Origin of the sequence: Rhizobium sp. SG_E_25_P2 (genome assembly GCF_029892285.1) — a bacterium.
In the GTDB taxonomy this organism is placed as follows: domain Bacteria; phylum Pseudomonadota; class Alphaproteobacteria; order Rhizobiales; family Rhizobiaceae; genus Rhizobium_E.
This window is the reverse complement of the sequence record NZ_JARXVM010000015.1, coordinates 102,197-128,143: the sequence shown is the minus strand read 5'-3', so window position 1 is coordinate 128,143 and position 25,947 is coordinate 102,197. Positions and strand designations below refer to the sequence as shown.

General features: G+C 62.1%; 32 protein-coding genes. 10 read left to right on the top strand and 22 right to left on the bottom strand.

Features of this window, described 5'->3' with window-relative positions:
- Positions 1–2 precede the first annotated feature (2 nt).
- The gene (locus tag M2360_RS19840) at positions 3–1,037 is read left to right on the top strand and encodes a sulfate/molybdate ABC transporter ATP-binding protein (protein ID WP_280777040.1); all 1,035 of its coding nucleotides are present in this window, start codon (positions 3–5) and stop codon (positions 1,035–1,037) included.
- A 41-nt stretch (positions 1,038–1,078) separates the two neighbouring features.
- Here the strand turns inward: M2360_RS19840 and M2360_RS19835 are convergent, their stop codons facing one another.
- The 5 genes from M2360_RS19835 to M2360_RS19815 all read right to left on the bottom strand — a co-directional run bounded on the left by M2360_RS19835 (position 1,079) and on the right by M2360_RS19815 (position 5,092).
- Positions 1,079–1,720, bottom strand: a complete 642-nt coding sequence (locus tag M2360_RS19835) for a hypothetical protein (RefSeq protein ID WP_280777038.1) — start codon at positions 1,718–1,720, stop codon at positions 1,079–1,081.
- On the bottom strand, positions 1,717–1,965 hold the full coding sequence (locus M2360_RS19830; RefSeq protein ID WP_280777037.1) for a hypothetical protein: 249 nt from the start codon (positions 1,963–1,965) through the stop codon (positions 1,717–1,719). Before M2360_RS19830 ends, M2360_RS19835 begins: the two co-directional genes overlap by 4 nt.
- Before the next feature lie 85 nt (positions 1,966–2,050).
- Positions 2,051–3,361 (bottom strand): TRAP transporter large permease, encoded by a 1,311-nt coding sequence (locus tag M2360_RS19825; RefSeq protein WP_280777036.1) that lies wholly within the window; start codon positions 3,359–3,361, stop codon positions 2,051–2,053.
- On the bottom strand, positions 3,358–3,876 hold the full coding sequence (locus tag M2360_RS19820; RefSeq protein ID WP_280777034.1) for a TRAP transporter small permease: 519 nt from the start codon (positions 3,874–3,876) through the stop codon (positions 3,358–3,360). Before M2360_RS19820 ends, M2360_RS19825 begins: the two co-directional genes overlap by 4 nt.
- A 181-nt stretch (positions 3,877–4,057) precedes the next feature.
- On the bottom strand, positions 4,058–5,092 hold the full coding sequence (locus M2360_RS19815; protein WP_280777033.1) for a TRAP transporter substrate-binding protein: 1,035 nt from the start codon (positions 5,090–5,092) through the stop codon (positions 4,058–4,060).
- Between the two features lie 451 nt (positions 5,093–5,543).
- Between M2360_RS19815 and M2360_RS19810 the strand changes: the two genes are divergently transcribed.
- The 3 genes from M2360_RS19810 to M2360_RS19800 all read left to right on the top strand — a co-directional run bounded on the left by M2360_RS19810 (position 5,544) and on the right by M2360_RS19800 (position 6,447).
- Positions 5,544–5,753, top strand: a complete 210-nt coding sequence (locus M2360_RS19810) for a cold-shock protein (protein ID WP_137157719.1) — start codon at positions 5,544–5,546, stop codon at positions 5,751–5,753.
- 169 nt (positions 5,754–5,922) lie between these two features.
- Entirely contained in the window at positions 5,923–6,162 is a 240-nt protein-coding gene (rpsU, locus tag M2360_RS19805; RefSeq protein WP_280777032.1) for a 30S ribosomal protein S21, read from the top strand.
- Between the two features lie 78 nt (positions 6,163–6,240).
- On the top strand, positions 6,241–6,447 hold the full coding sequence (locus M2360_RS19800; protein ID WP_280777030.1) for a hypothetical protein: 207 nt from the start codon (positions 6,241–6,243) through the stop codon (positions 6,445–6,447).
- A 70-nt stretch (positions 6,448–6,517) separates the two neighbouring features.
- Here M2360_RS19800 and M2360_RS19795 read toward each other — a convergent pair whose 3' ends face one another.
- From M2360_RS19795 to M2360_RS19775, 5 genes are all read right to left on the bottom strand, one after another.
- The gene (locus M2360_RS19795) at positions 6,518–6,958 is read right to left on the bottom strand and encodes a type II toxin-antitoxin system VapC family toxin (protein ID WP_280777029.1); all 441 of its coding nucleotides are present in this window, start codon (positions 6,956–6,958) and stop codon (positions 6,518–6,520) included.
- Positions 6,955–7,233 (bottom strand): prevent-host-death protein, encoded by a 279-nt coding sequence (locus M2360_RS19790; RefSeq protein ID WP_280777028.1) that lies wholly within the window; start codon positions 7,231–7,233, stop codon positions 6,955–6,957. Before M2360_RS19790 ends, M2360_RS19795 begins: the two co-directional genes overlap by 4 nt.
- Positions 7,234–7,373: 140 nt before the next feature.
- Positions 7,374–9,368, bottom strand: a complete 1,995-nt coding sequence (locus M2360_RS19785) for a primary-amine oxidase (RefSeq protein ID WP_280777027.1) — start codon at positions 9,366–9,368, stop codon at positions 7,374–7,376.
- A 69-nt stretch (positions 9,369–9,437) separates the two neighbouring features.
- Positions 9,438–9,596, bottom strand: coding sequence for a hypothetical protein (locus M2360_RS19780; protein ID WP_280777026.1), 159 nt, complete (start codon positions 9,594–9,596; stop codon positions 9,438–9,440).
- Positions 9,593–11,035, bottom strand: a complete 1,443-nt coding sequence (locus M2360_RS19775; protein ID WP_280777025.1) for an APC family permease — start codon at positions 11,033–11,035, stop codon at positions 9,593–9,595. The genes M2360_RS19780 and M2360_RS19775 overlap by 4 nt, the downstream gene beginning before the upstream one ends.
- A gap of 121 nt (positions 11,036–11,156) precedes the next feature.
- Here M2360_RS19775 and M2360_RS19770 point away from each other — a divergent pair, with 121 nt between their 5' ends.
- Positions 11,157–12,170: an AraC family transcriptional regulator gene (locus tag M2360_RS19770; protein ID WP_280777024.1), complete on the top strand. Its 1,014-nt coding sequence runs from the start codon at positions 11,157–11,159 to the stop codon at positions 12,168–12,170.
- Here the strand turns inward: M2360_RS19770 and M2360_RS19765 are convergent, their stop codons facing one another.
- The gene (locus tag M2360_RS19765; RefSeq protein ID WP_280777023.1) at positions 12,171–12,890 is read right to left on the bottom strand and encodes a hypothetical protein; all 720 of its coding nucleotides are present in this window, start codon (positions 12,888–12,890) and stop codon (positions 12,171–12,173) included. It abuts the gene before it with no gap.
- 230 nt (positions 12,891–13,120) lie between these two features.
- On the opposite strand from M2360_RS19765, the gene M2360_RS19760 reads away from it, so the two are divergent.
- On the top strand, positions 13,121–13,609 hold the full coding sequence (locus M2360_RS19760) for a hypothetical protein (RefSeq protein ID WP_280777022.1): 489 nt from the start codon (positions 13,121–13,123) through the stop codon (positions 13,607–13,609).
- A gap of 385 nt (positions 13,610–13,994) precedes the next feature.
- Here M2360_RS19760 and M2360_RS19755 read toward each other — a convergent pair whose 3' ends face one another.
- From M2360_RS19755 to M2360_RS19745, 3 genes are all read right to left on the bottom strand, one after another.
- A complete protein-coding gene (locus M2360_RS19755; protein ID WP_280777020.1) occupies positions 13,995–14,297 on the bottom strand; it encodes a hypothetical protein in 303 nt (100 codons plus the stop codon).
- A 63-nt stretch (positions 14,298–14,360) separates the two neighbouring features.
- A complete protein-coding gene (locus M2360_RS19750; protein ID WP_280777019.1) occupies positions 14,361–14,690 on the bottom strand; it encodes a type II toxin-antitoxin system HicB family antitoxin in 330 nt (109 codons plus the stop codon).
- A gap of 39 nt (positions 14,691–14,729) precedes the next feature.
- The gene (locus tag M2360_RS19745; RefSeq protein ID WP_280777018.1) at positions 14,730–15,080 is read right to left on the bottom strand and encodes a hypothetical protein; all 351 of its coding nucleotides are present in this window, start codon (positions 15,078–15,080) and stop codon (positions 14,730–14,732) included.
- A gap of 458 nt (positions 15,081–15,538) precedes the next feature.
- Between M2360_RS19745 and M2360_RS19740 the strand changes: the two genes are divergently transcribed.
- On the top strand, positions 15,539–15,892 hold the full coding sequence (locus tag M2360_RS19740; protein WP_280777017.1) for a hypothetical protein: 354 nt from the start codon (positions 15,539–15,541) through the stop codon (positions 15,890–15,892).
- Positions 15,893–15,895: 3 nt separating this feature from the next.
- A complete protein-coding gene (locus M2360_RS19735; RefSeq protein WP_280777016.1) occupies positions 15,896–16,492 on the top strand; it encodes a PIN domain-containing protein in 597 nt (198 codons plus the stop codon).
- A gap of 34 nt (positions 16,493–16,526) precedes the next feature.
- Here the strand turns inward: M2360_RS19735 and M2360_RS19730 are convergent, their stop codons facing one another.
- Positions 16,527–17,528, bottom strand: a complete 1,002-nt coding sequence (locus tag M2360_RS19730; RefSeq protein WP_280777015.1) for an asparaginase — start codon at positions 17,526–17,528, stop codon at positions 16,527–16,529.
- Between the two features lie 86 nt (positions 17,529–17,614).
- On the opposite strand from M2360_RS19730, the gene M2360_RS19725 reads away from it, so the two are divergent.
- Together M2360_RS19725 and M2360_RS19720 are read left to right on the top strand one after the other, a co-directional pair.
- Complete coding sequence (locus M2360_RS19725) at positions 17,615–18,349, top strand: DUF3750 domain-containing protein (RefSeq protein ID WP_280777014.1); 735 nt, start codon at positions 17,615–17,617, stop codon at positions 18,347–18,349.
- Positions 18,350–18,430: 81 nt separating this feature from the next.
- Positions 18,431–18,892: a DUF2442 domain-containing protein gene (locus tag M2360_RS19720; RefSeq protein WP_280777013.1), complete on the top strand. Its 462-nt coding sequence runs from the start codon at positions 18,431–18,433 to the stop codon at positions 18,890–18,892.
- Between the two features lie 15 nt (positions 18,893–18,907).
- On the opposite strand, the gene M2360_RS19715 is transcribed toward M2360_RS19720, so the two are convergent.
- The 7 genes from M2360_RS19715 to M2360_RS19685 form a co-directional block, all read right to left on the bottom strand.
- Positions 18,908–19,987 (bottom strand): adenylate/guanylate cyclase domain-containing protein, encoded by a 1,080-nt coding sequence (locus M2360_RS19715; protein WP_280777012.1) that lies wholly within the window; start codon positions 19,985–19,987, stop codon positions 18,908–18,910.
- 168 nt (positions 19,988–20,155) lie between these two features.
- Positions 20,156–20,923 (bottom strand): SDR family oxidoreductase, encoded by a 768-nt coding sequence (locus M2360_RS19710; RefSeq protein WP_280777011.1) that lies wholly within the window; start codon positions 20,921–20,923, stop codon positions 20,156–20,158.
- 149 nt (positions 20,924–21,072) lie between these two features.
- Entirely contained in the window at positions 21,073–22,287 is a 1,215-nt protein-coding gene (locus M2360_RS19705; protein WP_280777009.1) for a cytochrome c peroxidase, read from the bottom strand.
- A gap of 124 nt (positions 22,288–22,411) precedes the next feature.
- Positions 22,412–23,356 carry a dipeptide ABC transporter ATP-binding protein gene (locus M2360_RS19700; RefSeq protein ID WP_280777008.1) on the bottom strand — a complete coding sequence of 315 codons (945 nt, stop codon included), beginning with the start codon at positions 23,354–23,356 and terminating at the stop codon, positions 22,412–22,414.
- A complete protein-coding gene (locus M2360_RS19695; protein WP_280777007.1) occupies positions 23,353–24,354 on the bottom strand; it encodes an ABC transporter ATP-binding protein in 1,002 nt (333 codons plus the stop codon). The genes M2360_RS19700 and M2360_RS19695 overlap by 4 nt, the downstream gene beginning before the upstream one ends.
- Positions 24,355–24,493: 139 nt before the next feature.
- Positions 24,494–25,033 (bottom strand): hypothetical protein, encoded by a 540-nt coding sequence (locus M2360_RS19690; RefSeq protein WP_280777006.1) that lies wholly within the window; start codon positions 25,031–25,033, stop codon positions 24,494–24,496.
- Between the two features lie 4 nt (positions 25,034–25,037).
- On the bottom strand, positions 25,038–25,937 hold the full coding sequence (locus M2360_RS19685) for an ABC transporter permease subunit (protein WP_280777005.1): 900 nt from the start codon (positions 25,935–25,937) through the stop codon (positions 25,038–25,040).
- Between the last annotated feature and the right edge of the window lie 10 nt (positions 25,938–25,947).

Sequence of the window (25,947 nt, the reverse complement as noted above, 5' to 3'; positions counted from 1 at the left end):
CCATGGAAATCCGTATCAAGAACATCCGCAAGGAATTCGACCGCTTCCCGGCGCTGCATGACGTATCGCTCGACATCCGCTCAGGCGAGCTGATCGCGCTGCTTGGCCCCTCCGGCTCCGGCAAGACCACGCTGCTGCGCCTGGTCGCCGGGTTGGAGCAGGCCACCACCGGCCGCATCTTCTTCGGCGAAGAAGACGCCTCGTGGAAGCCAGTGCAGGAGCGCAATGTCGGTTTCGTCTTCCAGCACTACGCCTTGTTCCGCCACATGACGATTCTCGACAACATCGCCTTCGGCCTGACGGTGCGGCCCAAGGCGACGCGTCCGCCCAAGCAGGAGATCCGCCGGCGCGCGCTCGAACTCATCGACATGGTGCAGTTGACCGGGCTTGAAAAGCGCTATCCCAACCAGCTTTCGGGCGGACAACGCCAGCGCGTCGCGCTGGCCCGCGCCATGGCGATCGAGCCGCGCGTGCTGCTGCTCGACGAGCCGTTTGGCGCGCTCGACGCCAAGGTGCGCAAGGAACTGCGCAAATGGCTGCGCGACTTCCACGACCGCACCGGCCACACCACCATTTTCGTGACCCATGACCAGGAAGAAGCGCTGGAGCTGGCCGATCGCGTGGTGGTGATGAGCCAGGGCAAGATCGAGCAGATCGGCTCGTCTGACGACGTCTATGACCGGCCCAACTCGCCCTTCGTCTTCTCCTTCATCGGCGACAGTGTAGAGCTGCCGGTGGCGGGCGCCAATGGCCAGACGCTCTATAATGGCGCGCCCGTGGGCATCGCCTCCTCGGCGGACGGCCCGGGGCAGCTGTTCTTCCGCCCCGCCGACGCCGAACTGGTCTCCGAAGGCGCGGGCGTGACCGGAACCGTGACCGGTCTGCGCCGCCTGGCCGGCACGCGCATCATCGAACTCGATGTGGGGATCAAAGGCGAGCCCCGGCTGATCGAGATCGAGGTTCCGCTGGAGGCGCAGGTGAGCAAGGGGCAAGCGGTGACGTTCCGGCCGGCGCGGTGGAAGGTGTTTCAGGGGTGAGGTTAACGAGAGTGATAGGTAGCGGCGATATGTCGTCGCCGCTACTCTCCTTCTCTACCGGATGTTCCGTCGACGAGAGGATCAGTCCAGGACGATTTTCTCTGGCCTTCCAGTCGGCCTGGACGATCGACGGCATATCGAGAAACGGATCGTCCCGCGGCGGCGATATCGCTCAACAATGTTTCCGCCGACGAGATTACCCCAAAATTTTCGAGTGTCTTCAGCAACATGCGCGTGGACAGCAGATAGAATTGCGGGCCGAGGCCGCGAATGAGTCCGTCTCCAAGGCCCGCATCCTCCGTTAAGACCAGGACGAGTTCGTCGCCTGGGTTGAGCCTCGGCAGTTCATGCAGAAGCCAGGCGATCGATGCATCGCCAATGCCTTTGGACGGCAAATGATCGGATCCGCCCTCTTCCTCTGCGACAGCATCGCGCCAGAGCGGGAGAAGCGGCGTGTCCATCACGCGGAAGCGCTTGCCGTCGAACGCTCTGAACCACTCGGTCAGCCGGTTGGCGCCCAGCTTTTCCGGATAACGGAGACATTCTGCTGCAACCACATCGGATACGGTGACAGGGCGAGAGAAACTGTCGAGAAGATCCAGTCTATCGACTGCTGCGAGACTGATCAGCGGCCCGCTGTCAACGATGACGATATTGACGGGTATCCGCCGATAGCTGATCACGCTGCGCGAACCCCGGATCCTCCGGGGTCACGGTCCTCATCCTGCATTCGGACGACGATTGCGCGCGACAAGGCATCGACGACGCGGGCCTCCGCTTCGGTCGGCTGCAGCCGGATATCCACCCCGCAAGAATTGGCGAGCGTATAAAGTTCCATCACGTTGCGCGCGCCCGACAACGCCATGGCGCGCGACGCGGTGATGTCGCCATCCTGCCAAGCCTGTAACGCATCATGCACGGACATCATGGCGACACGTCTCTCCGGGTCTCTATCCGATCCAGAATAAGCCTACTTGGCCCTACTTTCAAGCCGCCGCCGTGTTCGCAGTCCCTCACACCAGGAAGATGCTGATGATCGGAAAGGCGGTGAGCAGGACGATGCGCAGGAGATCGGCGGAGACGAACCAGGTGATGGCCTTGAACGTCTCGCGGATCGGCACCGTGCGGGCCATGGCCGAGATGATGAACAGGTTGAGCCCCACCGGCGGCGTGATCATGCCGATCTCGGCCACCATCAGCACCAGAATGCCGAACCAGATGGCGAAATGTTCGGGCGTCATGCCGAAATCCATCGCCGTGACGATCGGGAAGAAGATCGGGATGGTCAGCACGATCATGGACAGCGAATCCATGATGCAGCCGAAGACGATATAGAGGACCAGGATGATGATCAGCACCGTCATCGGCGCAAAGCCCTGCGCCGTCACCCATTCCGCGCCCATCTGCGGCAGCCGCGAAAAGGCCAGGAAGGAATTGAACACGGTGGCGCCGAGCACGATGAAGAAAATCATGCCGGTCGACACCGCGGTTTCCTTGAGGCATTGCATCAGCGCGCCGCCGGCCAGCCCGCCGCGCATCCAGGCGACGAGGCCAGTTCCGGCCGCGCCGATGGCGGCGGCCTGGGTGGGCGTGAACCAGCCGAGATAGATGCCGCCAACCACCAGGAAGAAGATCAGCGCCACCGGCCATACGGCGATCAGCGCCGGGATGCGCTCTGCCCAGGGAAGGCGCGGGGAAGACCCGGCCGAGCCCGGATGAAAGCGCACATAGATCGCCACGACCACGAGATAGGACGCCGCCGCGATGATGCCCGGCACGAAGGCGGCGAGAAACAGCTTGGCGATATTCTGTTCGGCGAGGATGGCGTAGAGCACCAGCACCACCGACGGCGGAATGAGAATGCCGAGCGTGCCGCCGGCGGCCAGCGAGGCGGTGGCGAGACCGCCGGAATAGCCCTTGGCGCGCAATTCCGGCAGGGCGACCTGGGCCATGGTGGCGGCGGTGGCGAGCGACGAGCCACAGATCGAGCCGAAGCCGGCGCAGGCGCCAATCGCCGCCATCGCGACGCCGCCCTTGCGATGGCCGAGAAAGGCGGACGCCGCGTTGAACAGCGCCTGGCTCAGGCCGCCGCGGGCGGCGAACTGGCCCATCAGCAGAAAGAGCGGGATGATCGACAGCGAGTAATTGGCGTTGGTGTTCCACGCCACCGCCTTCATCTGGGCGAGAATCACCGTCCATTTGCCGGTGACCATCCACGCCCCGACAACGCCGACGCCCAGCATGGCCGCGCCGATCGGCACGCGCAGGAAAATGAGCAGGATCAGGACAGGGAAGGACCAGAGTCCGATTTCGACGCCGCTCATACATGTCCTCCGAAGGATGCTTCGCCATCACGGCCTTTGCGGATGTCCTCGATGTCGACGAAGACGGTGTAGAGGCTGACCAGGGTTGCGAGCACCAGGAAGATCAGGCCGATGGCGAAGCCCCACCAGATCGGAAGCAGCAACAGCGGCGTGGTTTCGCCGTTGCGGATCTTGTCGAACATGCCGATGGCGTGGCGCCATGCAACGAGCCCAAACAACGCCGTGATCACCAGATCTCCCGCAAGCTGGGTCCATTTCATCGCCCCGCGCCCGAGTGGCTGCACAAACAGATCGACGCCGACATGGCCGCGACGCAGCTGGCAATAGGGCATGAAGGCGAAGACGGCGAAACCGCACAGCGCCTCGACCAGTTCGATCTCTCCCGGCAGTGGCCGGATGGTCAGCCCGCCGGCGATAGACAGGCCAGTCAGCAACGCCGCAGCAAGAAGACAAAAGCCTCCGAACAGCACGCCGGCATGTGAAACGGCTTGCGCCAGCCGCGCCATCGTTGTCATGATCTTCCTCTGAGTTAGGGTGTATTCAAGACAATATTCCTGAAGGCGGCTCTGTAGAGCCTGATGATGCGTAGTCGGTCAGTCTCCATCACAACGCCGATACCCGTCATCGTCGCCATTCGGCTCGCCGCGCTTGCAACACACGCGCTGCGAGCCGAAACCAGGGCAAGCCGCAACCAGCTTACTGTCCGCTTTCGTTGATGAAGGCGATGGCGTCGTTGTAAAGCGCCGAGCCGTCCAATCCCCTGCCGTTCATCTCCTCGATCCAGTCGGCGGCCACCTTGTCGCCGAGTTCGCGCCATTTGGCGGTTTCCGCATCATCCAGCGTGATGATTCTGTTGCCGGCCTTGACCGCAATATCGCGGCCGCGCACATCGCCGGCATCCATGGCCGCCCCGAATTTGGTGGCGAGGGGCAGGCCGGAATTGTCGTCGATGACCTTTTTGAGATCATCGGGCAGCGCCTCGTAGCTGTCCTTGTTCATGGCGAACAGGAAGACCGCAGTATAGAGGCCGCGATCGCCCGAAAATTCGGTGTGATTGGGGGCAAGTTCGGCAACCTTGATGGCGGGCGTCACTTCCCAGGGAGCCACCGAACCGTCAATCACGCTCTTGGACAGCGCTTCCGGCACGGCGGTGACCGGCATGCCGACGGCCGATGCGCCCATGGCCTCCAGCATGCTGTTGACGACTTTCGATGTGCCGCGCAATTTCAATCCGGCCATGGCCTCGACGGATTCGACCGGCTTGGAGGCGATGGTGTGGATCAGGCCCGGCCCATGCGCATGAACGGCCAGCACATGGAAATCGGCCAGTTCATCCTTCAGGTTCTTCTCATAATATTTCTGGAAGGCCTTCGACGTAGCCTCGCCGGTGGTCACCATGAACGGCAATTCGAACACTTCGGTCTTGGGGAACCGGCCCGGCGTGTAACCTGTGACGGTCCAGACGATGTCGACCACGCCGTCGGCCACTTGATCGACCAGGTCGCCCGGCTTGCCGCCGAGTTGCATGGCCGGATAGATTTCCACATCGATGCGGCCGCCCGACTCTTTCTCCACTTTTTCCGCCCAGGGGGTCAGCACCGCGCTGGGAATCATCGCCTGCGGCGGCAGGAAATGCTGGAGTTTCAGAACGACCTCCGCCGCCATGGCGGAGCCTGATGACATCGACAAGACAAGGCCGCAGATTCCGGCCGCGAGATATGTGCGCTGCATGGTTTCCTCCACATGTGCGACCGTGGCGGATGGGGCGTCGGGCGACGAAAAACCCCCACCAAGGCCATTGCATCGCGCCAAAGGCATCCTCTTGCCGGCGCGCGCTTCTCCTCCGGGCATAGTTGATGAAAGCCGCCACAGGTACAAATAAAAACTTTTAGTCCATCCATACCAATTTCGTTATGATTATTTGCCGAATCTCCTGTGAATCCATCACAGTTAAACCATGCGCGAAATCGGCTGGCGGGCCGCAATTGGCGGCCTCGCGACCCTCAAACCAGGTGTTTAGAGCCGGGGTTGATCTTCGGGCGCGTTCGGCATATATGGACGGGATCGATACTTGCTTGCGACCTTTGGCCGAGACGACGCGCTCTTTCAGATTTCCTCTCAATTTCGATAGCCCGTTCGACTAGCCGTATGGGACAACCTGCGATTTGAAAGGAAAATCGTCATGAACACTGGTATCGTCAAGTTCTTCAACACCACCAAGGGCTTCGGCTTCATCGCACCGGAAGAAGGCGGCAACGACGTGTTCGTGCACATCTCCGCCGTCGAGCGCTCGGGCCTTTCCGGCCTGGTTGAAGGTCAGAAGGTGATGTTTGACATCGTCCGTGACCGTCGCTCCGGCAAGAATGCCGCCGACAACCTGCGCGCGGCTTGATTCTCATCCTTAGCCGCCGGCTGGCTCGCGCCAGCAGCGACGCGGCGACGGATTGATGAGAGGTCGGGAACCACTCCCGGCCTTTTTACTTTTCCATGGATATGCGTCCTCGAGACCGATCCGCAACCGGTGGCCGACAGCGCCGCCCGCCAGATTTGAAGGAGTTCGAATGCAAGTTCTCGTCCGTGACAACAATGTCGACCAGGCGCTGCGCGTCCTTAAGAAGAAGATGCAGCGCGAAGGCTTGTTCCGCGAAGCCAAGAAACACACCGCTTACGAAAAGCCGTCGGAAAAGCGCGCCCGCGAAAAGGCCGAAGGCATTCGCCGCCAGCGCAAGCTGCAGCGCAAGAAGCTCCAGCGCGAAGGCCTGCTGCCCGCGCCGAAGCGCGCCGTGCGCCCGACGCGCTGATTACAGCGCCGCTGACCTACGCCTTTGCCGCCGCGCGAATCGTCGCGCGGCCGCCGCTCCCCCAAAAGGAGACCGCGCATGACCGCGACCAAGGACGCCTTCTTTAATCCGGCCAAGATGACCAGCCAGGAAAAGATCGCCCAGACCAATCAGACCGCCCGCCGCATCATCGACGAGGAAGCCATCGCCCGCGAAAAGAAGACCGAGCGCCTGCGCCAGCTGCGCATGGAGCAGCAGGACTCAGAACCTGTCGTGACGCCGGTGAAGAAGAAGGCGAAGAAGTAAGCATTGGGCTGCACATTGCTTGCTTGGCGACAGCACACAGTCGAGACCGGCGCGCTATATCAAAAGCTAATCATGTTTGGCCCGGATTGTCCCATGGGTCGAAGATCGCAGCCCCTGTAAATTCCACGTCTTTTTTGTTCCGCGTGACAAGGCGCAAATCGTTGTTGATCGCAGCGGCTGCAAGAAGGGTGTCTATGACGGGCGGGGTATGAGACGTCTTGCGCTTGATATCTCCTGAAAGCCGTCCCCACAGCAAAACATCAGCATCGCCAACAGACAGAAGCCGCGTCGCAAATCGTTGGGCCAAAGCATTACGGGCTGCGGAATATCGAGAGCGGTCCGGGGAGTCCTCCGCAAGATTGAATATGCCCTTGTCATATTCAGCCAAGGTCAACACGCTGATGTAGAGGTTTTTTTCATCTTGCGCCCGCGCCCAGGCTTTGACGCTTGGCGCGCCGTTCGGGTTCATCAGAGATGAGACGACATTGGTGTCGAGCAGCCATCCCTTCACAAAACCAGATCCCGTTCCTTTTCCGCTTCTCTCTCCATATCGAGACGATAGAGCGGCAAGGTTTCCATGAAGTTCAGGAAATCTTGTCTAGGCTGATCGGCCAGGAGGCGCTGGTATTCCTGAAGGCTGATCATGACGACAGTGCGGTCAGCATCGCCATTCAGGAATTGCGGCCCCTCGGTTTCAACCCTCGCCACGATCTCCCGTAGACGCTCGCCCGCGCTCTCGACGGTCCAAGCTGTCTTTTCTCGCTCTTTTTTCCTTTGCTGCTTCATTGAGTTCTCCCTACGAGACGCAGCATCATATCATAGCGGGACGCCCGTATACAGGGTTCGGGCGGCAGTCGTCCCAACATCCCGTATGACAACGCACCGGAGCCCCTCGCCCCGGCGCGTCAGTCTCACTCTGCTCCGCCTCATGTCCCGCCGCAGCAGCCGCTTTCCGCCTTTGGCGCGCAGCAGCTTTCGCTGGAATTGTCGCGGCTGTGGTCGTTCTTCTCCGCCGGCAGGTCCATGGCGATGTTGGAGGCGAAGAAGCCGTTGGGTTTCAGGGTGAAGCCGGCATATTCGACCGGCATGATCGGGAAATCCTCGGGCTTGCAGACATGGGTGTGGCCGAAGGAATGCCAGAGCACGATATCGGCGTTTTCGATGTCGCGATTCTGCTGGACATATTTCGGCAGGCCATCGCCGCCGGCATGGACATTGGGATAGTCGCCGCTGGCGTATTTCTCCTTGGGATCATAGGCGGTGACCCAGATATGCTTCTTGGCGAAGCCGCCGCGCTGGGCGACGGTGGAGCCCGGCTGCGCCAGCATGACCGGCGACGGCATGACCACCATTTTGTAGCCCGGCGCCTTGCCGACGGCATTCTTCACATTGGGGTTCTGGACCTTCCAGTAGCGGCCGGTTTCGCCATTGGCGTTGGCGGGGCTGTCGAGTTCGCGCTTCAGTGTGCGGCTCGTCGTGTCGAAGACATTGCCGTAGGGATTGTCCTCGCCCCAGGGCCGCGGCACGAATTCATGTTCGGTGACGGTGTTGCCGGAACCCTCGATATCCATATGCAGGCGGGCGTTGAAGAAATGCTGGTGGGTGGGGCCGCCGAGATTGTCGTCGACCATGCCGCCCCAGCGATAGGTGTCGCCATCGGCGATCGCGGTGGTCTGGATGATGCCGGTGAGCTTGGCTTCCAGCTGGATCGTGCCGTCCTGATAGAGATACCAGTAGAAGCCGTAGTCGTAATTGCCGACGGTGGCGAAGAAGGAAATGACGAGGCGGCGCGAGCGGCGGACTTCAAAAATGCCGTTGCGGAACTCGTAATGCTTCCAGAGGATGCCGTAATCCTCTTCATGCATGCAGATGGCGTTCTTCATCACGAAGGGCTGGCCGAGATCGTCGGCTGACGGCACGTCGAAATAATGGATCTGGCCCAGGCAATCGCAGCCAAGTTCCAGGCAATTGGCCAGGCGGCCAAGGCCATATTCGCCGGCGTCGAAGGCGCTCTTCCAGTAATGATTGGACGAGGGATCGGCATAGGGCACGACCATTTCGGTGACGGAGGCGCGGAACATGACCTTGCGCTCCTTGCCGTTTTCGGAGGCCGCGAGTTCATGCAGCACCAGGCCTTCGCGCGGGGTGAAGCCGACGCGGAAGCTCCAGCCCTGCCAGCTGACCTTCCAGCCATCGACCGTGAAGCTCGGCCCTTCGGGCTGGACGATGTGCAGCGGCTTGAGATCGGTGCGAGTGACCGGGAAGGTCTCGCGGCCGTAATTGCGCTTCTTCTTCGGCACCGGCACGATCTTCTCGTCGTCGACGAGATCAAGCACCTTGTTGTTGATCAGATCGACCACCGCGACGACGCCGTCGATCGGATGGGCGTAGGCGTTGTCGCGGATATCCTCGCGCCAATAGGCGATGGCGCGGACGATGCGGGCGCCCTTTTCAAACTCGCGGCCGAAATAGCCGGAGGAAAAGGGATCGATCTGGATCAGAGGAATGTCCTCGTCGGTGACGCCGCGCTTCTTGACGGCGGCGACCCAGCGCGGATCGGCCTTGACGGTGGCCTCGATGGTTTCGAATTCATAGAGCATCACCGGCGGCTGGCCATAGGGCGCGCTGTCGAGCGGCAGGCGGATATGCGAGGCGACCGCCTTGGCGGAGAGATCGACGATGCTCTCATGCGTTTCGCCGGTGGTGAGGTCCATCGACAGGATGAAGGCCAGACGCGGCAGGGACTGGCCGAGACGATAGGCGGCGAGACCGGCCTTGTCGGGCTCCTCCAGCCGGACGATCGGGAACCGGATGGTTTCGGCCAGCCCCTTCTCCTCCTTGAGGATGGCGACGGCCTCGGAGATCTCGTCGAGGCTGAGGAGATCGAGCGGATGGGTGGTTTGGGCGACGACGGCGTCCATGGCGATGTTTCCTTCAAAATCAGGTCAGGACGACCCGCGCGGCGACAGGCGCGCGGGCCAGGGATGGGATCAGCCGCGGCCGGCGCAGATCTGGTCGATCATCGCCTCGCCATGGATGCAGAGGATCGAGCAGAAGGCATGGGCTTCGGCGGCGACGGCCAGCGTGAGGGCAAGGATGACCCCGACCAGCAGCCGGTCGGCGATGGGAAGTTTTGCGAGCGCGGTCATTCGAAAGCCTTTCCGAGCGTGGCGTAGAGGTCTGGACGGCTGGACTTGACCCGGAGCGCGAAGCCCGCGCCGGCAAGACCGACAAGGACGATGACATAGGGGAACGCCTTGACGATCAGGCTTTCGCTGCCCGAAAGCAAGGACAGATTGGCGATGACCAGGCCGAGCGCGCCGAGAAGGCCGACAAGCGCCGCGACGGGGGCGATCACCGTGGTCCAGACGCCGTGGCGCGACGGCGTCTTGCGGAAGAACATCACGATCGCCACGCAGACCAGCACCTGCACCGCAAGAATGCCGATGACCGCCAGCGCCGACATCCACGAAAACACCACCGCATAGGGATCGGCGCCGCCGAGCACGAACAGCGCCAGGATCAGCGCCGCCGTGGCCGATTGCAGCCAGCCCGCGACATGCGGCGAGCCATGTTTCGCATGCGCCTTGCCGAGGCTCTTATGCGCCAGGCCTTCGCGGCCGAGGGCGTAGAAATACCGGTTCAGCGTGTTGTGGAAGGACAGCACGCAGGCAAACAGGCTGGTGATGAGCAGCACATTCATGACCTGGCTGGACCAGGCGCCGAGAATGGCGTCGGAGGCGTTGAAATAGAAGGTCTCGAGGCCGGCGCCGGCGACTTCCTGCACCTTGGACGGGCCGTAATATTGTACGATCGCCCAGGTGGAAAAGGCATAGAAGACGGTGATCAGGAGCACAGCGACGTAGGTGGCGCGCGGAATGGTCTTTTCCGGATTTTCCGCTTCTTCGCCGAAGATCGCAGTGGCTTCGAAGCCGATGAAGGAGGCGACCACAAACACCATGGCGACGCCCAGGCCGGGCGAAAACACCGTCGCGGGCGCAAAGGAGGTCATGGTGAAGCCTTCCGCGCCGCCGCCGGTGAAGAGAATGCCGAGATCGAGCAGCAGCAGGATGACGATTTCGGCGACCATGCAGACGCCGAGGATCGCGCCGGAGAAGGCGATATTGCGCTGGCCGCAGACATGCACGACGACAAGCGCGGCAAACGACCAGACCCACCAGGCGAGATCAAGCCCGAGACCGGCCATGGCCCCCGTCATGAACACGCCGAACAGGCCATAGACCGCGACCTGTATGGCGGTGTAGGTGACCAGCGCCATCAGCGCGCCGCCGACGCCGGCGGGCTTGCCCACACCCTGGCTGATATAGGTGTAGAAGGCCCCGGCCCCGCCGACATAACGGCCCATGGCGGTGAAGCCGACCGAAAACAGCAGATAGAGAATGCCGGCGAGCACGAAGGCGCCGGGCACGCCCGCGCCATTGCCGAAGGCGAAGGCGGCCGGCGTCGCGCCGACCACGGCGGTGAGCGGCGCAGCCGCCGCCACCACAAAGAAGACGATATGGGCAAGACCGACGGAATTCTTCGCCAACCGGTCTGGCTGTGTGGGCATGCTGGCTTCCAAAGTCATGACAACCCCTCTTTTGCTTGATTTATATCAAGAGGGTAGGCGCGGCATTCTGGCGCGGAAATTGCAAGTTCCGCCAATGAATCGATAATTTGCGCCACGGGGCGCCGCGGAGACCGTCTAAATGGCAGCTGCTCCTGATTTCATCACCCGCATGCCCGCAATTGCTTCAATTCGCGTCTCGGTGCTGATGCCGCTGGTGCAGGAAATTGACCGACGTTCGGGAAAAACCGACCTTCTGCTCGCCTCGCACGGGATTTTGCGCGGCCAGCTGACCGATCCCTATGCCGTGACGCCGATGGCGCGCTATATCGCGCTGTTCGAGGAGGCAGCGTCCATCCTCGGCGAGCCCCATCTCGGCGCCCGGCTGGGATCGGCCACCAAGCCCGCCGACATCGGCCCGATGGGGGTGCTGTTTTCCATTTCGCCCAGCATCAAGGCCGGGTTTCGCCGCATGGCGAAATTCGTCAACGCCGTGCAGGGCGCCACGCAATCCGGGATGATCGAGGATGGCGAAGCCTATGTCTGGAGCTATCGGCTGACCGACCCCGCCATGTGGCCGCGGCGCCAGGACAGCGAGTTTTCAATGGCCGCCCTGGTGGAACTGGCGCGCTCGTCCTTCCATCGCGGCTGGAGCCCGCTGGAGGTGCATTTCGAACATGCCGGGCCGCGCGACCCCGCGCCGCTCGAACGCATTCTCCGGGCGCCCTTGCGCTTCGGCCAGTCGAGCAACCGCATCGTCATCGCCCGCGACGCGGCCGAAAAGATCCATCGGATCGAAGATGTCGGCCTGACCGCCATGCTGGAGCGGCATATCGCCGATATCGTCGGCGATACCGATCATGAACCGACGCTTGCAGAGAAAGTGTCGGCGCTGATCGGCATCTATCTCGGCCACAGACCGATCTCGGCCTCGGCGCTGGCCACCGAACTCGGCATGTCCGCCCGCACGCTGCAGCGACGTCTGGCCGAACAGGGGCTTTCGCTGCGCGGAATGGTGCGGGAGCATCGCCGGCTGCTGATGGAGCAGAAGCTCGCCGAGCACATGCCGAAAGCCCGCATCGCCGAGGCGCTGGGCTATGCCGACGGCACGGTGTTCTGGCGGGCGTCGCGGGGGTGGAGCCCGGACAAGGCGTGATCAGACAGTGAGCGGCTGGCCGATCGGCGTCTTGCGGCTGGCGAGGATGAAGCTCAGGCAGGCGAGAAACACCGCCAGCGCCGCAGCCGCCGGCATCAAGCCGCTGTCCGCCGGCGCCACCCAGGGCTTGAGCGCCGCCTGCACATGAACGACTGTCTGGGCGATCGGGACGGAGCCGCTGACCCAGTAGACATAGGCCGGCAGGCTGGTGGATGTCGCGACGGTGAAGGAGAAGGAATAGGAGGCGACGAAGCCGGCGACATAGGCGATGAGCCTGAGCCCCGGCTGCTCGGCGCGGCGGAAGAGCTCGACGGGAAAGCAGAGAAAGGCCACGAGCGCCGCCAGATAAAACGTCTCGATCGGCAGCGCGGCCAACACTTTTTCGAGCGGAATGTGGGCGAACCAGAGATTGCCGACCGTCATCAGAAACTCAGCGCTCGCCCCGAACCAGACAAACAGCGCCAGACCCCAGAGCGGGCTCATGCGCAGATAATGGATGCGCAACACACTGGCCGCCAGCAGGACGGCTGCGGCGGCGAAGAGCCCATAGGGCCTGACCACGGCATTGAGCCGCGCCTCGACATCGCCGCAGCCGCCTACTGCCGCCGCGCAGCCCGAAAGCCGGAAGAACAGCCAGGAGGCGTAGTAGAGATAAAAGGAGAAAAACACCCAGGCCCCGACGGCAAGCGCCGCCCATCTGAGATAGCGTCCGGCAAACATGTTTTCGCGCGGCCTCCCCTGCTCTAACGCAGCGGACGACAAGGCGAGCCTGGAGCGCCCGACTCCGGGGACGAACGGTTCCCCGGAGCCGAAACGATAAGCCCGGGCCTCATGCCCGCAAGCGCAACTCTATATTAGCAAAGAGAAAGCGCTCCGCTCGAAAGTGTGAGAATGGGGTGAAGAGGATGTGGTGGAGGGGGTGGGAGGTGTGTTGGAATGGGACGGGGTGGATGCAGGCATTGCGGATCGCGGGCGCCCTGCTACATACATTTGCAACGACAGATGAGCACACGAGGCGAGCGACATTGGAGACAAAGAGGAAGCCACGACGTTTTGGCCTGTGGTTTTTATGGGTCTCGGTCGCGATCATTTTCGTCTTTTTCGCGACGTCCGGATGGCGGGTGGACGGGAACGCCTGTCCTTCCGGCGGAAGGGTTTGCTATTCGATCGTCACAGAAACCTTTCTCGGCATAGATTCGCCGGTCTATCCGTATGTTCTGCCGGGTCGCCGCTATTTTCCGCCGATCGTAATGCTGGATTACGTCAAATACGAAGATAGCGAGGGAATCTGCGTCAAGCTTGAGCGTGATGGGCGATTGATGATCTATTCGCGATATCCGCCTTTGGAGAATACGATGGCGGACCAGGTGCATGTCGTGAGCGGCAAGCCCTGGTGGGATTACTGCCCGAGCAGCCTACAATCAACTTGGCCATTCTAGTTGACCAGCGAAAATGGTGTCCGAGCCCATGTGACGCAGGAACAGGCCGCGCAGAATTTACCGTCGCCTCATCGCAAGCGGGCCGTCGCAAATTTCGCCCTCGGCCCAAAACACCCAGTCCAGGAACTCATCGACCCGGACATAGCCCCGCTTTGGAATGAAATCCGTGACATGCACGAACACACCATCTTGCAGGCTGCCGCAATAGCCTTGATCGACGCATAGGGCGTATATCAGGCGTTCAAAATCAGTTTTTTTCGCATGAGTGACGCACGCGTTGCGGGAAATTGGGATCTGCGTGCTGAGGATGATGAAAACAGAGCTGAGACGAGAATGTCAACGAAAAGTGGAGGTGAAAGCCCAAATATATTGGTCGAGAGAGAACTCAAATGGCAAATAGGCTGAGGACATCATTGAACTCTAGGTTGAATCTGCTGTCATCAAGTCCATCTCCGGCTCTCCATAAAATCATTTCAGCCGTCGCCGCGTCGATTGCTTCGACAACGAAACTCACATCGGCCCATAAGGTAATCCGCGCAAAAACGTGTTCATTACTTATGTCAATTCTTGCCGTAGGATTATTCGTTTGAGGACCAGAAAATACTTCTATTGTGACATCGGAAGGCCCGGAGGCCGCGAGTTGCGCGCCCCAGGTAGTAAACGTCTCCAAAAGCGCGACGTTAGCCATGGACTTAATTTTCTCTGCTCGTATCGGATTTCACCTGCTCAGTTTCGGAATGGTAGCAGCCCATCACGACAACGCTTTCTCCAGCGCTTTCGTCATCCATTTGTTGAGGCTCACCCCATCACGGCGCACCGCATTGGCGACCGCCTTGTGCAGGCAGGGATCGGCGCGGACCATGAATTGGCCGGAGAACGGCTTTTCCGGCTTCTCGCCGCGTTCCGCGCAAAAGGCGAGATTGTCTTCGATCGAGTCGGCCAGCGCCTGTTTCAACTCAGCGGCGGATGCGCCCTGAAAGGTGATGACGTCGCGCAGATTGGCGACTTCGCCATGGAAGATCTCGGCCTCCTCGTCGTAATCGACACTGGCTTCATACCCATTGAATCGCATGATCGTCATGGTGTGATCTTCGCTTCCAGGAACAGGCGGAATTCCACATTATGCGCCATCTCCTTCCGCGTTCATCAACGCCGCGCGACCGGCGCGGAGATCTTCGAAGACCTGCCGCACCGGTATGCTCGGGCGCGGATCGTCCAGCGACTGGCGGATCATCTTTCTCCAGGTGTTTTCAACCTCACGGCTCTCGCCCGCAGCCGCCAGCATCCGTCGCCCCAACGCATAGGCGCGGGCGTCGCCGCGCTCCATCAGCGCCTCAGCGACGACGCGCGCTTTATCGGAGAGGTTGGTCAGTCTGCCCGGATCGACATTATCGAAGACTCTGAGGGTGTAGGTTTTCGCTGCGACGGCGAGAAGCTCGATGAGGTCGGCGTCGCGTTTTGAAGATTGCAAGACTGCGGATTCTGAAGGCATCGGACGTGAAGATGCAGCTACGCCCGCGCCGCCACCGTCCGGCGCGATGCCGCTTTGGGTCGAGATAGAATTTGCGCTCTTTGCAGACATGATCAACGGCTCCCTGAGCTTGAAAGATAGGCTCGAACGCCGTGCGGCGCAACATCGGGCCAACCTGTTGCAGACAACGCCCGCTTGGCCATGCAGGCAACCGTCTTCCCACTCAAAACGCCGGATTATACCGGACCTTGCCCACCTCGACGCCGTTCCAGCTCCTCATCCCGTAGCTCGCACGCGCCTTGAGCTTGGCGGCCACGTCCTGGTCGTGGTCCAAGAACTTGGCGCGCATGCGGCGATTATGGTCTCGGCTGCACAACTCTCATGGCAGCGTCCGCCTCCATTGTCCCTCTCCCCCAAATGCGCTATATAGAAACACTCTATTTCTAGAGGAACGCGCGATGTCATCCACGATTTCAGCCAATGTCGACAGCGGGACCGTAACGAAACTGAAGGGTGTGGCGTCGATGGAGAACCGGTCGGTGTCGAACACCGTCGCCAGCGCCATCACCGTATTCGTCGGACTTCCCAAGGGTGTTCGGGATTTCATCCTCGAATTGAATGCCGAGGGCGACCAGGAGACGATCGACAGACTCGGACGGGCGATGATGGCGGCAGCGGCGCGGGTTCGGCTGGAGAAGGCGACATCCGACATCGCGGCGGAGCATCGTTTCGGCGGGCCGGAGGCCATCGGCGGAGAGATCGACAAATTGGAAGAGGCGACCAGCCTCAGCCGCTCTGCACGGCGGGGATGACGCGTGAACCGCGCCCTTCGCATCGTTCTCGACGTCAATATCCTGGTCGGCAATCTCATTGCTTATGATCGAGGTCACAAAGGGACCGCCATGCAGACGCTGGTCTCCATGGTCAGCGGTCAGACCTGGGGGTTCGCCGATAGGGCGCAACTGGTGATCTCTTTCGAGATGATCGACACGCTGGAGACGGTTCTCCGCCGCATGCAGGTGACGGAAGCGCGCATCAAGGCCTATTCGAACGCTCTTATCGACGTGATGCGATACGGCCCGGATGGGCTCGATCCCTATCTCATTCTGGGAGGAGAAGAGCGGTTTGCCATGTCGGATGTCGAGGACGCCGGCGTTCTGGCCACGGCTGTCGGCGCGAAGGCCGATCTTCTCATCACCGACAATCTGCGTGATTTTGTGACGAAGGACGCCACGGTCATCGACACGCAGATCGTGCAAACGGCCTCAGGATCAAGGCCTCTTCAGGCGCTCCGCTATCAGATCGGTCCAGCCGACGTTATCATCGGCCATCCCTTCGATGTGATGCGCTGGCTGCGCCTGGGCTATGATTTCACGCCCAGCATATTGTGGAGCGCGATCAGCAGACCTTGATCGAGCCGGATCCCGCTCAATAGATCGTTTTGCCTCAAAACGCCGGATTATACCTGACCTTGCCCACCTCGATGCCGTTCCAGTTCTTCATCACATAGCTCGCCCGCGCTTTCAGCTTAGTGGCGATATCCTGGTCGTGGTCGAAGAGTTTGGCGAGCACGCCGGCGACCATGCTTTCGGCTGCGCGGGTGGCGCCGTCTTCGCATTTCAGCGCCACGGCAAGACCTTTCTCCGGAACCACGGCGCAGAAGACGCCTTCGGCGCCGGTTTTGGCGAAGATGCGGCCCGGCGCGAGCGCCATCAGTTCGGTGCAGGCGCGTTTCGCGCCGGCGACGTAGAAAGGTTCCGCCATGCAGGCGTCGATGATGCGGCGGGCGGATCTGGCACGGTTCGGTTCGAGATCCTCGCCGGTCAGCATTTTGGCGAAGCCATGGGCGAGGCCCTTTAGCGGCACGGCGTAAGTGGGGATCGAGCAGCCGTCGACGCCGCAAGTGTCATGCGCGAGCGCCGCCCCGGTCAGGCCCTCCATCACGCCGCGGATTTCGCCCTGCAGCGGATGCTCATAGGTCACGTAATCCCTGACCTCCATGCCGGTGTGGCAGGCGGCGCAGATGAAGCCGGCATGTTTGCCGGAGCAATTGTTGTGCAACTGATTGGGCCGCTCCATGGCGCGCGCCTGGGCGATGGCGACGGGCTGCTCGAAAGACCAATGCGAGCCGCATTCGAGATCGGCCTCCGAGCGGCCGGCGGCGGCGAGCATGGAGGCTGCGAGCGCTGCGTGTTCAGGTTCGCCGGAATGGGAAGACGCCGACAGCGCCAGTTCCTTGTTTCCAAAACCATAGGCGTCGGCGGCGCCGCTTTCCACCAAGGGCAGCGCCTGCATGGCCTTGCAGGCCGAGCGCGGAAACACCGGGCGATCGATTTCACCCAGCGAGAACACGACCTTGCCCTCGCCATCGACCACAGCGACCATGCCGCGATGGCGGCTCTCGACGAGATCGCCGCGCGTGACGTCCACCAACACCGGATTGGTCATGATTCCACCCTCAGAAAGCCGAAATTCACTTGGAAAACTAAACTCGCGTGAGGGCATGGCAAAATTTGAAGGGGAAATCAACGCGGATGAGAGGCCTCAAGCATGTGTCGCTCGCAATCGCCGCGCTTTATCTGCTGCCGAGCCTGGCTTCTGCCGGCTATTGGGCGGCGCGAGAGCGACCCGCCAACTGGCGCGCGGCCGATTGGGGCGCGAGCGGCGTTCTCCCCTCGCCCGCAAGCGACGCCCGCGCCCGCGTGGCGGTGCTGGCGGCGCGAACCGGCGGGCTCAAAGGCGCTTTCGCCGTCCATAGCTGGATCGTGGTCAAGCGCGAGGGCGCGGACGCCTATGACCGCTACGACGTGGTCGGCTGGGGCAATCCGGTCAGGAGGAACGGCTATCCCGCCGATGGGCGGTGGTATTCGAATGCGCCCGACATCGTCTGGCAGGCCGAAGGCGATCGCGCCGAGGCGCTGATCCCGAAGATCGAGGCGGCGATCGCCGCCTATCCGCATGCGGCAGCCGGCAGCTATCGGCTGTGGCCCGGGCCGAACTCCAACACCTTCGTGGCGGGAATCTTACGCTCTGTGCCCGAGATCGACGCGGTGTTGCCGCCCAATGCCGTGGGCCGGGATTATCTGCCCGGCGGCGATTTCATCGCCTATGACGCCGCCGGCGACCTGCATTTGACGCTTTACGGGCTCGCGGGACTATCGGTGGGCGTCAAGAGCGGCGTGGAACTGCATCTTTTCGGGCTGGTGGCGGGGCTCGATGTGATGAGGCCGGGGGTGAAGATCCCGGCGTTGGGTCGAATTGGGGTTTGATCGTCTTCCCGTCGCGCTTTGCTGCTCATGAGATATATTAGTGCACAAAGTGCACTCTTCTTGGTCGGAAAACGCGGCTCAATGAGCGATGACAGGATCCGGATAGGCGCGCCGTTGCCGCGCATCATCAAGGCGCATCCCATCGAGGGGCGTGAGGTTGAAATCACCTTCGACGGCGGCCGGCCCAAGCGCGTCGACCTCAGGCCAGTCCTGGAGAGCCGGAAGTCCTTCATTCCGCTCCGCAACGACGATGACGCCTTTCGACGTTTCAACGTTTCCGACTATGGCGATGCCCTGGAATGGCCCGATGGCGTCGAGCTCAGCGCGCTTTGGCTCGAGCGCCTGCCGGATATCGACTTCAGCAACGCGGATTTCCGCCACGCCATGCAGCGGCTCGGGCTCAGCCTCGGCGGCATGGCGGCAGCGCTCGGTCTCTCCCGTCGTCAGATCGCCCATTATCGCGACGACAAGCACATTCCTCGCCATGTCGCGCTCGCGACACGCTACCTGATGGAGCGCGCGGGAGCAGACGCGGCGGAGTAACCCGCAATCTGGCCGCTACGCTGCGGCTACTCCGGCGATCTGAAGCGGCGCAGTTGCGGCGCGGGCGCGGCTGGTGAGCGTTTTCAACGCCACCGCGCGTTCCAGACCCTTGATGTGGAATTCGCCGCAATGGGCGGCTTCGGCGTGATCGGGCAAGGAAGCCAGCGCCAGCGCATCCTCGGTGACGAAAATGCCGGGGCCGAGCGGCTTGATCTCGCCTTCGAGCTTGCCGACCATGTTGATCGTGTCGCCGAAATAGGAAATCTTGTGATGGTCGACGCCGATTTCGGCCCGCACCACCGGTCCCGCATGAATGAGGATGCGGACTTCCGGCGCCTGTCCGAAGCGGCGAACGGTGTCTGGCGTATGTTTGTCGAGCTTGCGAATCACATCGAAGGCGCATTGCAGGCAGCGGGCGCCATTGAGCGGATCGCGCATCGGCCAGGACACCAGCGCGGCGTCGCCGATATAATCGTCGATCGCGCCGCCCCAATCCTGCACCGGCTCCGACATGATCTTGAAGATGCGGCCGATATAGCTCGCCGCCGCCGTCGGGCCGTTGCGCTGGGCATAACCGGTCGAGCCGGTAACGTCGAGAAAGAGGAAAATGCGATCCTCCTCCACCGGCCGCCGGTAGCGGCCGAGCACGATATCGGTGAAGATGCCGCGCCCGAGCAGTTCGCGCACCCTCAGCGCCGCGCTGAGCACCAAGGCCACGACCATGCCGTACAGCCAGGCCGTCAAGGGCGGCGCGTGCTGACGGATGCTGATACGCGGATCGGCCCCATCGATCCACCAATGCAGCAGCGAGGCGCAACGCGAGCCGATGATGAACAGGACGGTGAAGAACAACACTTTGGTCAGGACATAAGCGGGCGTCGACAGCGATGTCGTCCATTGCCTGAGGCGATTGAGGAACATGCCGCGTTCGAAGAGAATAGTCGGCATGATGCTGAAGGGCGCGTAAAGCGCCCCCATCATCAAGTTATTGAACGCCACATAGCTGTAGAGCATGCCGGCCAGCGCCGTGCCGACAAGGCCGATCACCCAGATCAGCGCTTCCCTGTGAAGTCTTTTCGGAGGCGTAATGTCCATGATCCCCTCGCGCCGGCTCCCTGGGCTGGCGCTCTCCTTTCCGTCGCGCTCCGCTATTTCGGCGAACGCAGGCGTCGGCGATGTGCTTCCGCGCAGCAAAGCTTGTACGGAAATCCGAAACCGCGTCAACTCGGCGACTTGATCAGAACCTGTTTGTCCAGATCGCGCTTAAGGCATGATCTGGCCGCCGTTGACATCAATGGTCTGGCCGGTGACATAGCCCGACAATAGGGCGGAGGCGAGGAAGAGATAGGCGCCGACGCAATCTTCCGGCGCGCCCGGACGTCCCAACGGCACGGCGGCGGCGACCTTCTCGCTCTGGCCCGGCAGCGCGTATTTTTCCTGGAACGGCGTTTCGATGAAGCCGGGCGCGACCGCATTGACGCGCACGCCATATTTGCCGAATTCGAGCGCCAGCCCCTTGGTGACTGCGCCGACAAAGGCTTTCGACGAACCGTAGACGCCGGAGCCTGCCGTGCCGCCGGTGCGGGCGGCCACCGAGGTGGTGTTGACGATGAAGCCGCCGTCTTTCTTGAGATGGGCGATCGCCGCCTTGGAGGCAGACACCACGGAACGGGCGTTGAGATCCATCACCGCGTCATAATAGTCGTCGGTCATGTCTTCATAGAGCGTGCGGGCGACCATGGCGCCGGCATTGTTGATCAAACCATCCAGACGGCCGAAGGCGCTTGCGGCTTCGTCCACGACGCGGGCGATTTCCGCTGATTTCGAGGCGTCGCCGCGCGCCAGCGCCGCCTCGCCGCCCGCCGTCCTGATATCAGCGGCCACGCGTTCGGCCGCGTCGGCGCTCGAATTGTAATGGACGATCACCTTGGCGCCCTGCGCGCCAAAGGCGCGGGCAAGCGCCGCGCCGATGCCGGTCGATGCGCCGGTGATCAAGACCGCCTTGCCGGCGAGATCGGGTATAGTCAGCATGGATTTCCTCCCTCGGCGGCCACGCCGCATCCTCTGCGGCCCATAGGTAGGCGCAGAGAAAGGGCCTGTCCAGAGCCAATGAGGAACGTCCCTCAGGCGGAAGCGCATGGACGCGGCCCAGGCCAACATCAAGGAACCGGCGAAATCCGTCAGGGCTTGGCGGCTGATGTGCCCGCTTCGGCGGCCTTTGGGGTCGGGGCCTTGGCGAGCAGCGGCTCATAGCGCTTGTCGGTCAGCGTCTTCAGGAAGGCGACAAGCGCATCAATGCGCTTGTCGTCGAGGCCGGGGCCGGTCTCCAGTTCCTTGGTCGCGAGATTGCCGGCGATTTCGGGGTCGGCCCAGCGCTGACCGGTTTCGGGATTGATCTGTCGGCTCTTCTTCTTGGAATTATACTTGTTGTAGAACAGGATGACCGTGCGGAGATCCTTGAAGACGCCATTGTGCATATAGGGGCCTGTGACCGCGATATTGCGCAGCGTCGGAACCTTGAACTTGCCCTTCTCAGCCGGATCGCCGGCCACTTCGGGATTCGCGGCCAGGCCGATATCGACATAGCCAGGCTTCACGCCGTTCCTGGCGCGGGCGGCGGTGTTGGCGGGCACGCCGATGTTGAAATATTTGTGGCTCGAAAAGGTCGAGCTCTCATAGCGGCCGTCCATGCCCTTGATGTCGTGGCAGAGGCTGCAATTGGCGAATTGGGTGGAGAAGAACAGCGTGCGGCCAAGCTCTTCTTGCTCGGTGAACTTCTCCTCGCCGCGCAGATAACGATCATAACGGGAATCGAAGGGCGAAACGTCCTTGGTGCGCTCGAAGGCGGCGATGGCGCTGGTGACCGAGGCGAAGGCCTTGTCATCCGTCGACAGCGCGTCCTTGCCATACAAGCGCTTGATGGCGTCGACATAGCCTGAATTTTCCTGGATGCGGGCGGCGACGGTCTTCTTGTCGGGCATGCCCATTTCGATCGGGTTGAGCGGCGGCCCGCCGGCCTGATCCTCGAGCTTGCCGGCGCGGCCATCCCAGAACTGGCCGCCCTGCCAGACGCCGGTCGCCTTGTCCTTGTGGAAGGCGGGGCTGAAGGCGGCATAGGCCACCGAAGGCGCATTGCGATCGCCGAAGGACTTGCTGTCGTCGCCGCGCGAGACGGCGGCGCCGCCCGGCTCGTTGTGATCGGTGAAGCCCATATCGGGCATATGACAGGTCGAACAGGCCTGCGTGCGGTTAAACGACAGGGTCTTGTCGTGAAACAGCGCCGCGCCCAGGCTTTCCGGCGTCGGATAGGCGTTGGCGCCGGCCATGCGAAGCGCGACTGCGCCAACGGGCAGCGAGAGCAGAAGAGCGACGGAAAGGATTTTCAGTTTACGCATGATGATCGTGCCGCAATGAGAAAACGCCCGTCGTTACCGCCGACGAACGGCCCTGTCCCTGACAACGGTCAAGGAACCAAGAAGATGAGCGTCTTTCTCACATTTTTGCGGCGGCGCGAAGACCTCACAGCGGATGATAGCAGAAAAACCGGTGCGACGCCTCGCCGCTCTCCGCCGGGAAGGCCTGACGACATTCATCGGTGGCGCGCGGGCAGCGCGGATTGAACGGACAGCCCGGCGGCGGATTGAGCGGTGACGGCAATTCGCCGGTCAGCTGGATGCGGGTCTTCTTGCGAGTGGGATCGGCGATCGGCGTGGCCGACAGCAGCGCCGCCGTATAGGGATGGCGCGGATGGGCGAAGACATCCTCGACCTTGCCGATTTCCACCGGCTTGCCGAGATACATGACCATGACGTCGTCGGCGATGTGACGAACCACCGACAGGCCGTGCGAGATGAACAGATAAGCGAGCCCCATCTCCTTCTGCAGGTCCATCAGCAGATTGAGCACCTGCGCCTGGATCGACAGATCGAGCGCCGAGACCGGCTCGTCGAGCACCAGCACCTTGGGCCTGAGCATCAGCGCGCGGGCGATGGCGATGCGCTGGCGCTGGCCGCCTGAGAACATATGCGGATAGCGATCGTAATGTTCGGGGCGCAGACCAACGCGGGTCATCATGTCCACGGCCTTGGCCTTGCGGGTCGCCGCGTCGTCGCTCGTGTTGATCTTGAGCGGCTCCTCAAGGATCGCGCCGATCTTCTGGCGCGGATTGAGCGAGGCGTAGGGGTTCTGGAAGACGATCTGCACCATGGCGCGCAATTCGCGATCGGCGGCGTTGGCCGGGCGGCCGGCGATTATCAGTTCGCCTTCGGTCGGCGTTTCGATCATGGTCACGAGCCGGGCGAGCGTGGACTTTCCGCAGCCGGATTCGCCGACGACGGCGAGCGTCTTGCCTTCTTCGAGCGAGAAACTCAGGCCATTCAGCGCCTTGACGGTGGCAGGCTTTCTGAATGCGCCGCCGCCGACTTCATAATAGCGCTTGAGATCGGTACCCTGGATGATGGTCATGCGAAGGCCTCCTCCTTGCTCGGATGGCCCTGAGGCATGCCGTGGATGAGCGGATAGTTGCAGAGCGCCGAGCCGAGTTCCGGCCCCTGGCGCTTGGCGGTCTGGCGACAGAGATCGGTGGCGAATTTGCAGCGCGGCGAGAACAGACAGCCCGTGGGCCTGTCATGCGCGCCGGGCACGACGCCCGCGATCGACGGCAGGCGTCCGCCGGCGACGGCGCGTTCCGGCAGCGCCGACAAAAGCGCCGCCGTGTAGGGGTGATGCGGATCGGCGAAGAGCTCGATCACCGGCTGCTCCTCGACCTTCTGACCGGCATATTGCACCTGAACGCGATGGGCGGTTTCAGCGACCACGCCCATGTCATGGGTGATCAACACCAGCGCCATGCCCTCTTCCTCCTGCAGGCGCACGAGGAGATCGAGGATCTGCGCCTGAATGGTCACGTCGAGCGCGGTGGTCGGCTCGTCGGCGATCAGCAGTTTCGGATTGCAGGCCAGCGCCATGGCTATCATCACGCGCTGGCTCATTCCGCCCGACATCTGATGCGGGAAATTGCCGAGCCGGCTTTCGGGCGCGGGAATGCCGACCTTCTTGAGAAGCTCGATCGAGCGGGCGCGGCGTTCGGACTTCGACAGGTCCAAATGGGTCTTGAGCGCCTCGTCCAGCTGGAAGCCGACGGTGAAGCACGGATTGAGCGAGGTCATCGGCTCCTGGAAGATCATCGCCACATCCTTGCCGATGATCTTGCGCCGCTCCGCCGGCGTGAGCGAGCGCAGGTCCTTGCCGTCAAACAGCATGGCGTCGGCGGAGATCCTGGCCGTCCACGGAAGAAGCCCCATCACCGCGAGCATGGCCACCGACTTGCCCGATCCGGACTCGCCGACCACCGCGAGGATCTCGCCGCGATCACAGGCAAGCGACACGCCGTCGACGGCGCGAAACAGGCCCGACGTCGTCTCGAACTCGACGGTGAGATTTCGTATGTCTAGCAAGGGCATTGTATTCGCCTCTTTCAGATATTATTATTCCAAGTCTAACAGGAGCAGGCGCCATGCGTTCATACACGCCGAAACCATCGAAGCCGATCCCGCCCTACAACACGACACCCCTTGATGGCCCGACAGGGCCCCAGCCCGGCTACTGACGCCGGGCTGTGAATTCGAGGGACGCTTCCAGCACATCGCGCGCCGCCCGCGCCAATGAGTGCTCCACTTTCTTCATATTGATGAAGTCAGCATACATCTTCATCTGCAGTTCCTTGTCGCGTTTGGCGAAGTCATCGCCCCTGATGTCATCGACGAACAACTCGATCGCCGTCTTCTGTCGAACATAGAGTATGACCGCGTCGATGACCCAAGACGGCAGCAATTGAACATCCGACTTCAGCAGCCCCTCCAGAAGCAAGGGCGGAGACCGGCTCGGCTTGGGGACATAGCCCGGTATCGTCCGATAACGCTCCATCACCAGTTCCAGATGCCCGTCCAAATCGAAGAACCTGAGATTGTGGATGTCGGCGCGGATTTCCGCCAACAGGGCAATCTGCACGTCCCTGACCTTTTCCAGCCGCCGGGTCCGGTCCAGTCTGAGCGTCAGCCAGGCATTGAGGTAGAGGCTCAAGACGCCGATGACGCTCGATATCGCCGCTGCGACAATGGCCGGACCGACCCAGGCGTTCATGCCATCACGACCTCTTCAGCTTGGGATCGAGCGCATCGCGCAGGCCGTCGCCCATCAGGTTGATTGCGAGCACCGTGATCAGGATCGCGAGCCCCGGGAAGGTGACCACCCACCAGGCGCGCTGGATGAATTCGCGGGCTTCGGCGAGCATGGTGCCCCATTCCGGCGTCGGCGGCTGCGCGCCCATGCCGAGAAAGCCGAGCGCGGCCGCATCCAGGATCGCCGCCGAGAAGGCGAGCGTGGCCTGGACGATCAGCGGCGCAAGACAGTTGGGCAGGATGGTCAGGAACATCAGCCGCGCCGTGCCGGCGCCCGCAACCCGCGAGCCGACCACATAATCCTTGCCGCGTTCGATCATCACCGCAGCGCGCGTCAGGCGCACGAAATGCGGCTGGTTGACGAGCGAGATCGCGATCATGGCGTTGACGAGGCCAGGCCCCAGCACCGCCACCAGCACCAGCGCGAGCAGCAGCGACGGAAACGCCAGGATGATATCCATGATCCGCATGATCACCGTGTCGACCTTGCCGCCGAAATAGCCGGCGACAAGGCCGATCAGCACGCCAGAGATCACCGAGATCGACACCACGACCACGCCGACGAACAGCGAGAAGCGCGCGCCGAAGATCAGCCGCGAAAGGATATCGCGGCCGACAGCGTCGGTGCCGAGAAGGAAGAGCGAAGAGCCCTTGTCCATCCACACCGGCGGCAGCAGCAGGACCGAACGATCCTGCGCATCCGGCGCATGCGGGGAGACCCATGGCGCAAAGATCGCCATCAGCAGAATGATGGTGAAGATGATGAGGCCGATGACCGCGCCCTTGTTGCGGGAGAAGTAGAACCAGAATTCGCGGAGCGCCGAAGGCGGCGCGGCGGCGATGGTCTTTGTGTCTGTCAAAGCCATGTCCCCTCTC

Coding starts and splice junctions, on each gene's coding strand:
- M2360_RS19840 (WP_280777040.1), top strand. CDS start 3: ATGGAAATCCGTATCAAGAACATCCGCAAGGAATTCGACCGCTTCCCG.
- M2360_RS19830 (WP_280777037.1), bottom strand. CDS start 1,965: ATGATGTCCGTGCATGATGCGTTACAGGCTTGGCAGGATGGCGACATC.
- M2360_RS19825 (WP_280777036.1), bottom strand. CDS start 3,361: ATGAGCGGCGTCGAAATCGGACTCTGGTCCTTCCCTGTCCTGATCCTG.
- M2360_RS19820 (WP_280777034.1), bottom strand. CDS start 3,876: ATGACAACGATGGCGCGGCTGGCGCAAGCCGTTTCACATGCCGGCGTG.
- M2360_RS19815 (WP_280777033.1), bottom strand. CDS start 5,092: ATGCAGCGCACATATCTCGCGGCCGGAATCTGCGGCCTTGTCTTGTCG.
- M2360_RS19810 (WP_137157719.1), top strand. CDS start 5,544: ATGAACACTGGTATCGTCAAGTTCTTCAACACCACCAAGGGCTTCGGC.
- rpsU (WP_280777032.1), top strand. CDS start 5,923: ATGCAAGTTCTCGTCCGTGACAACAATGTCGACCAGGCGCTGCGCGTC.
- M2360_RS19800 (WP_280777030.1), top strand. CDS start 6,241: ATGACCGCGACCAAGGACGCCTTCTTTAATCCGGCCAAGATGACCAGC.
- M2360_RS19790 (WP_280777028.1), bottom strand. CDS start 7,233: ATGAAGCAGCAAAGGAAAAAAGAGCGAGAAAAGACAGCTTGGACCGTC.
- M2360_RS19785 (WP_280777027.1), bottom strand. CDS start 9,368: ATGGACGCCGTCGTCGCCCAAACCACCCATCCGCTCGATCTCCTCAGC.
- M2360_RS19780 (WP_280777026.1), bottom strand. CDS start 9,596: ATGACCGCGCTCGCAAAACTTCCCATCGCCGACCGGCTGCTGGTCGGG.
- M2360_RS19775 (WP_280777025.1), bottom strand. CDS start 11,035: ATGACTTTGGAAGCCAGCATGCCCACACAGCCAGACCGGTTGGCGAAG.
- M2360_RS19770 (WP_280777024.1), top strand. CDS start 11,157: ATGGCAGCTGCTCCTGATTTCATCACCCGCATGCCCGCAATTGCTTCA.
- M2360_RS19765 (WP_280777023.1), bottom strand. CDS start 12,890: ATGTTTGCCGGACGCTATCTCAGATGGGCGGCGCTTGCCGTCGGGGCC.
- M2360_RS19760 (WP_280777022.1), top strand. CDS start 13,121: ATGCAGGCATTGCGGATCGCGGGCGCCCTGCTACATACATTTGCAACG.
- M2360_RS19755 (WP_280777020.1), bottom strand. CDS start 14,297: ATGGCTAACGTCGCGCTTTTGGAGACGTTTACTACCTGGGGCGCGCAA.
- M2360_RS19750 (WP_280777019.1), bottom strand. CDS start 14,690: ATGACGATCATGCGATTCAATGGGTATGAAGCCAGTGTCGATTACGAC.
- M2360_RS19740 (WP_280777017.1), top strand. CDS start 15,539: ATGTCATCCACGATTTCAGCCAATGTCGACAGCGGGACCGTAACGAAA.
- M2360_RS19730 (WP_280777015.1), bottom strand. CDS start 17,528: ATGACCAATCCGGTGTTGGTGGACGTCACGCGCGGCGATCTCGTCGAG.
- M2360_RS19725 (WP_280777014.1), top strand. CDS start 17,615: ATGAGAGGCCTCAAGCATGTGTCGCTCGCAATCGCCGCGCTTTATCTG.
- M2360_RS19720 (WP_280777013.1), top strand. CDS start 18,431: ATGAGCGATGACAGGATCCGGATAGGCGCGCCGTTGCCGCGCATCATC.
- M2360_RS19715 (WP_280777012.1), bottom strand. CDS start 19,987: ATGGACATTACGCCTCCGAAAAGACTTCACAGGGAAGCGCTGATCTGG.
- M2360_RS19710 (WP_280777011.1), bottom strand. CDS start 20,923: ATGCTGACTATACCCGATCTCGCCGGCAAGGCGGTCTTGATCACCGGC.
- M2360_RS19705 (WP_280777009.1), bottom strand. CDS start 22,287: ATGCGTAAACTGAAAATCCTTTCCGTCGCTCTTCTGCTCTCGCTGCCC.
- M2360_RS19700 (WP_280777008.1), bottom strand. CDS start 23,356: ATGACCATCATCCAGGGTACCGATCTCAAGCGCTATTATGAAGTCGGC.
- M2360_RS19695 (WP_280777007.1), bottom strand. CDS start 24,354: ATGCCCTTGCTAGACATACGAAATCTCACCGTCGAGTTCGAGACGACG.
- M2360_RS19690 (WP_280777006.1), bottom strand. CDS start 25,033: ATGAACGCCTGGGTCGGTCCGGCCATTGTCGCAGCGGCGATATCGAGC.
- M2360_RS19685 (WP_280777005.1), bottom strand. CDS start 25,937: ATGGCTTTGACAGACACAAAGACCATCGCCGCCGCGCCGCCTTCGGCG.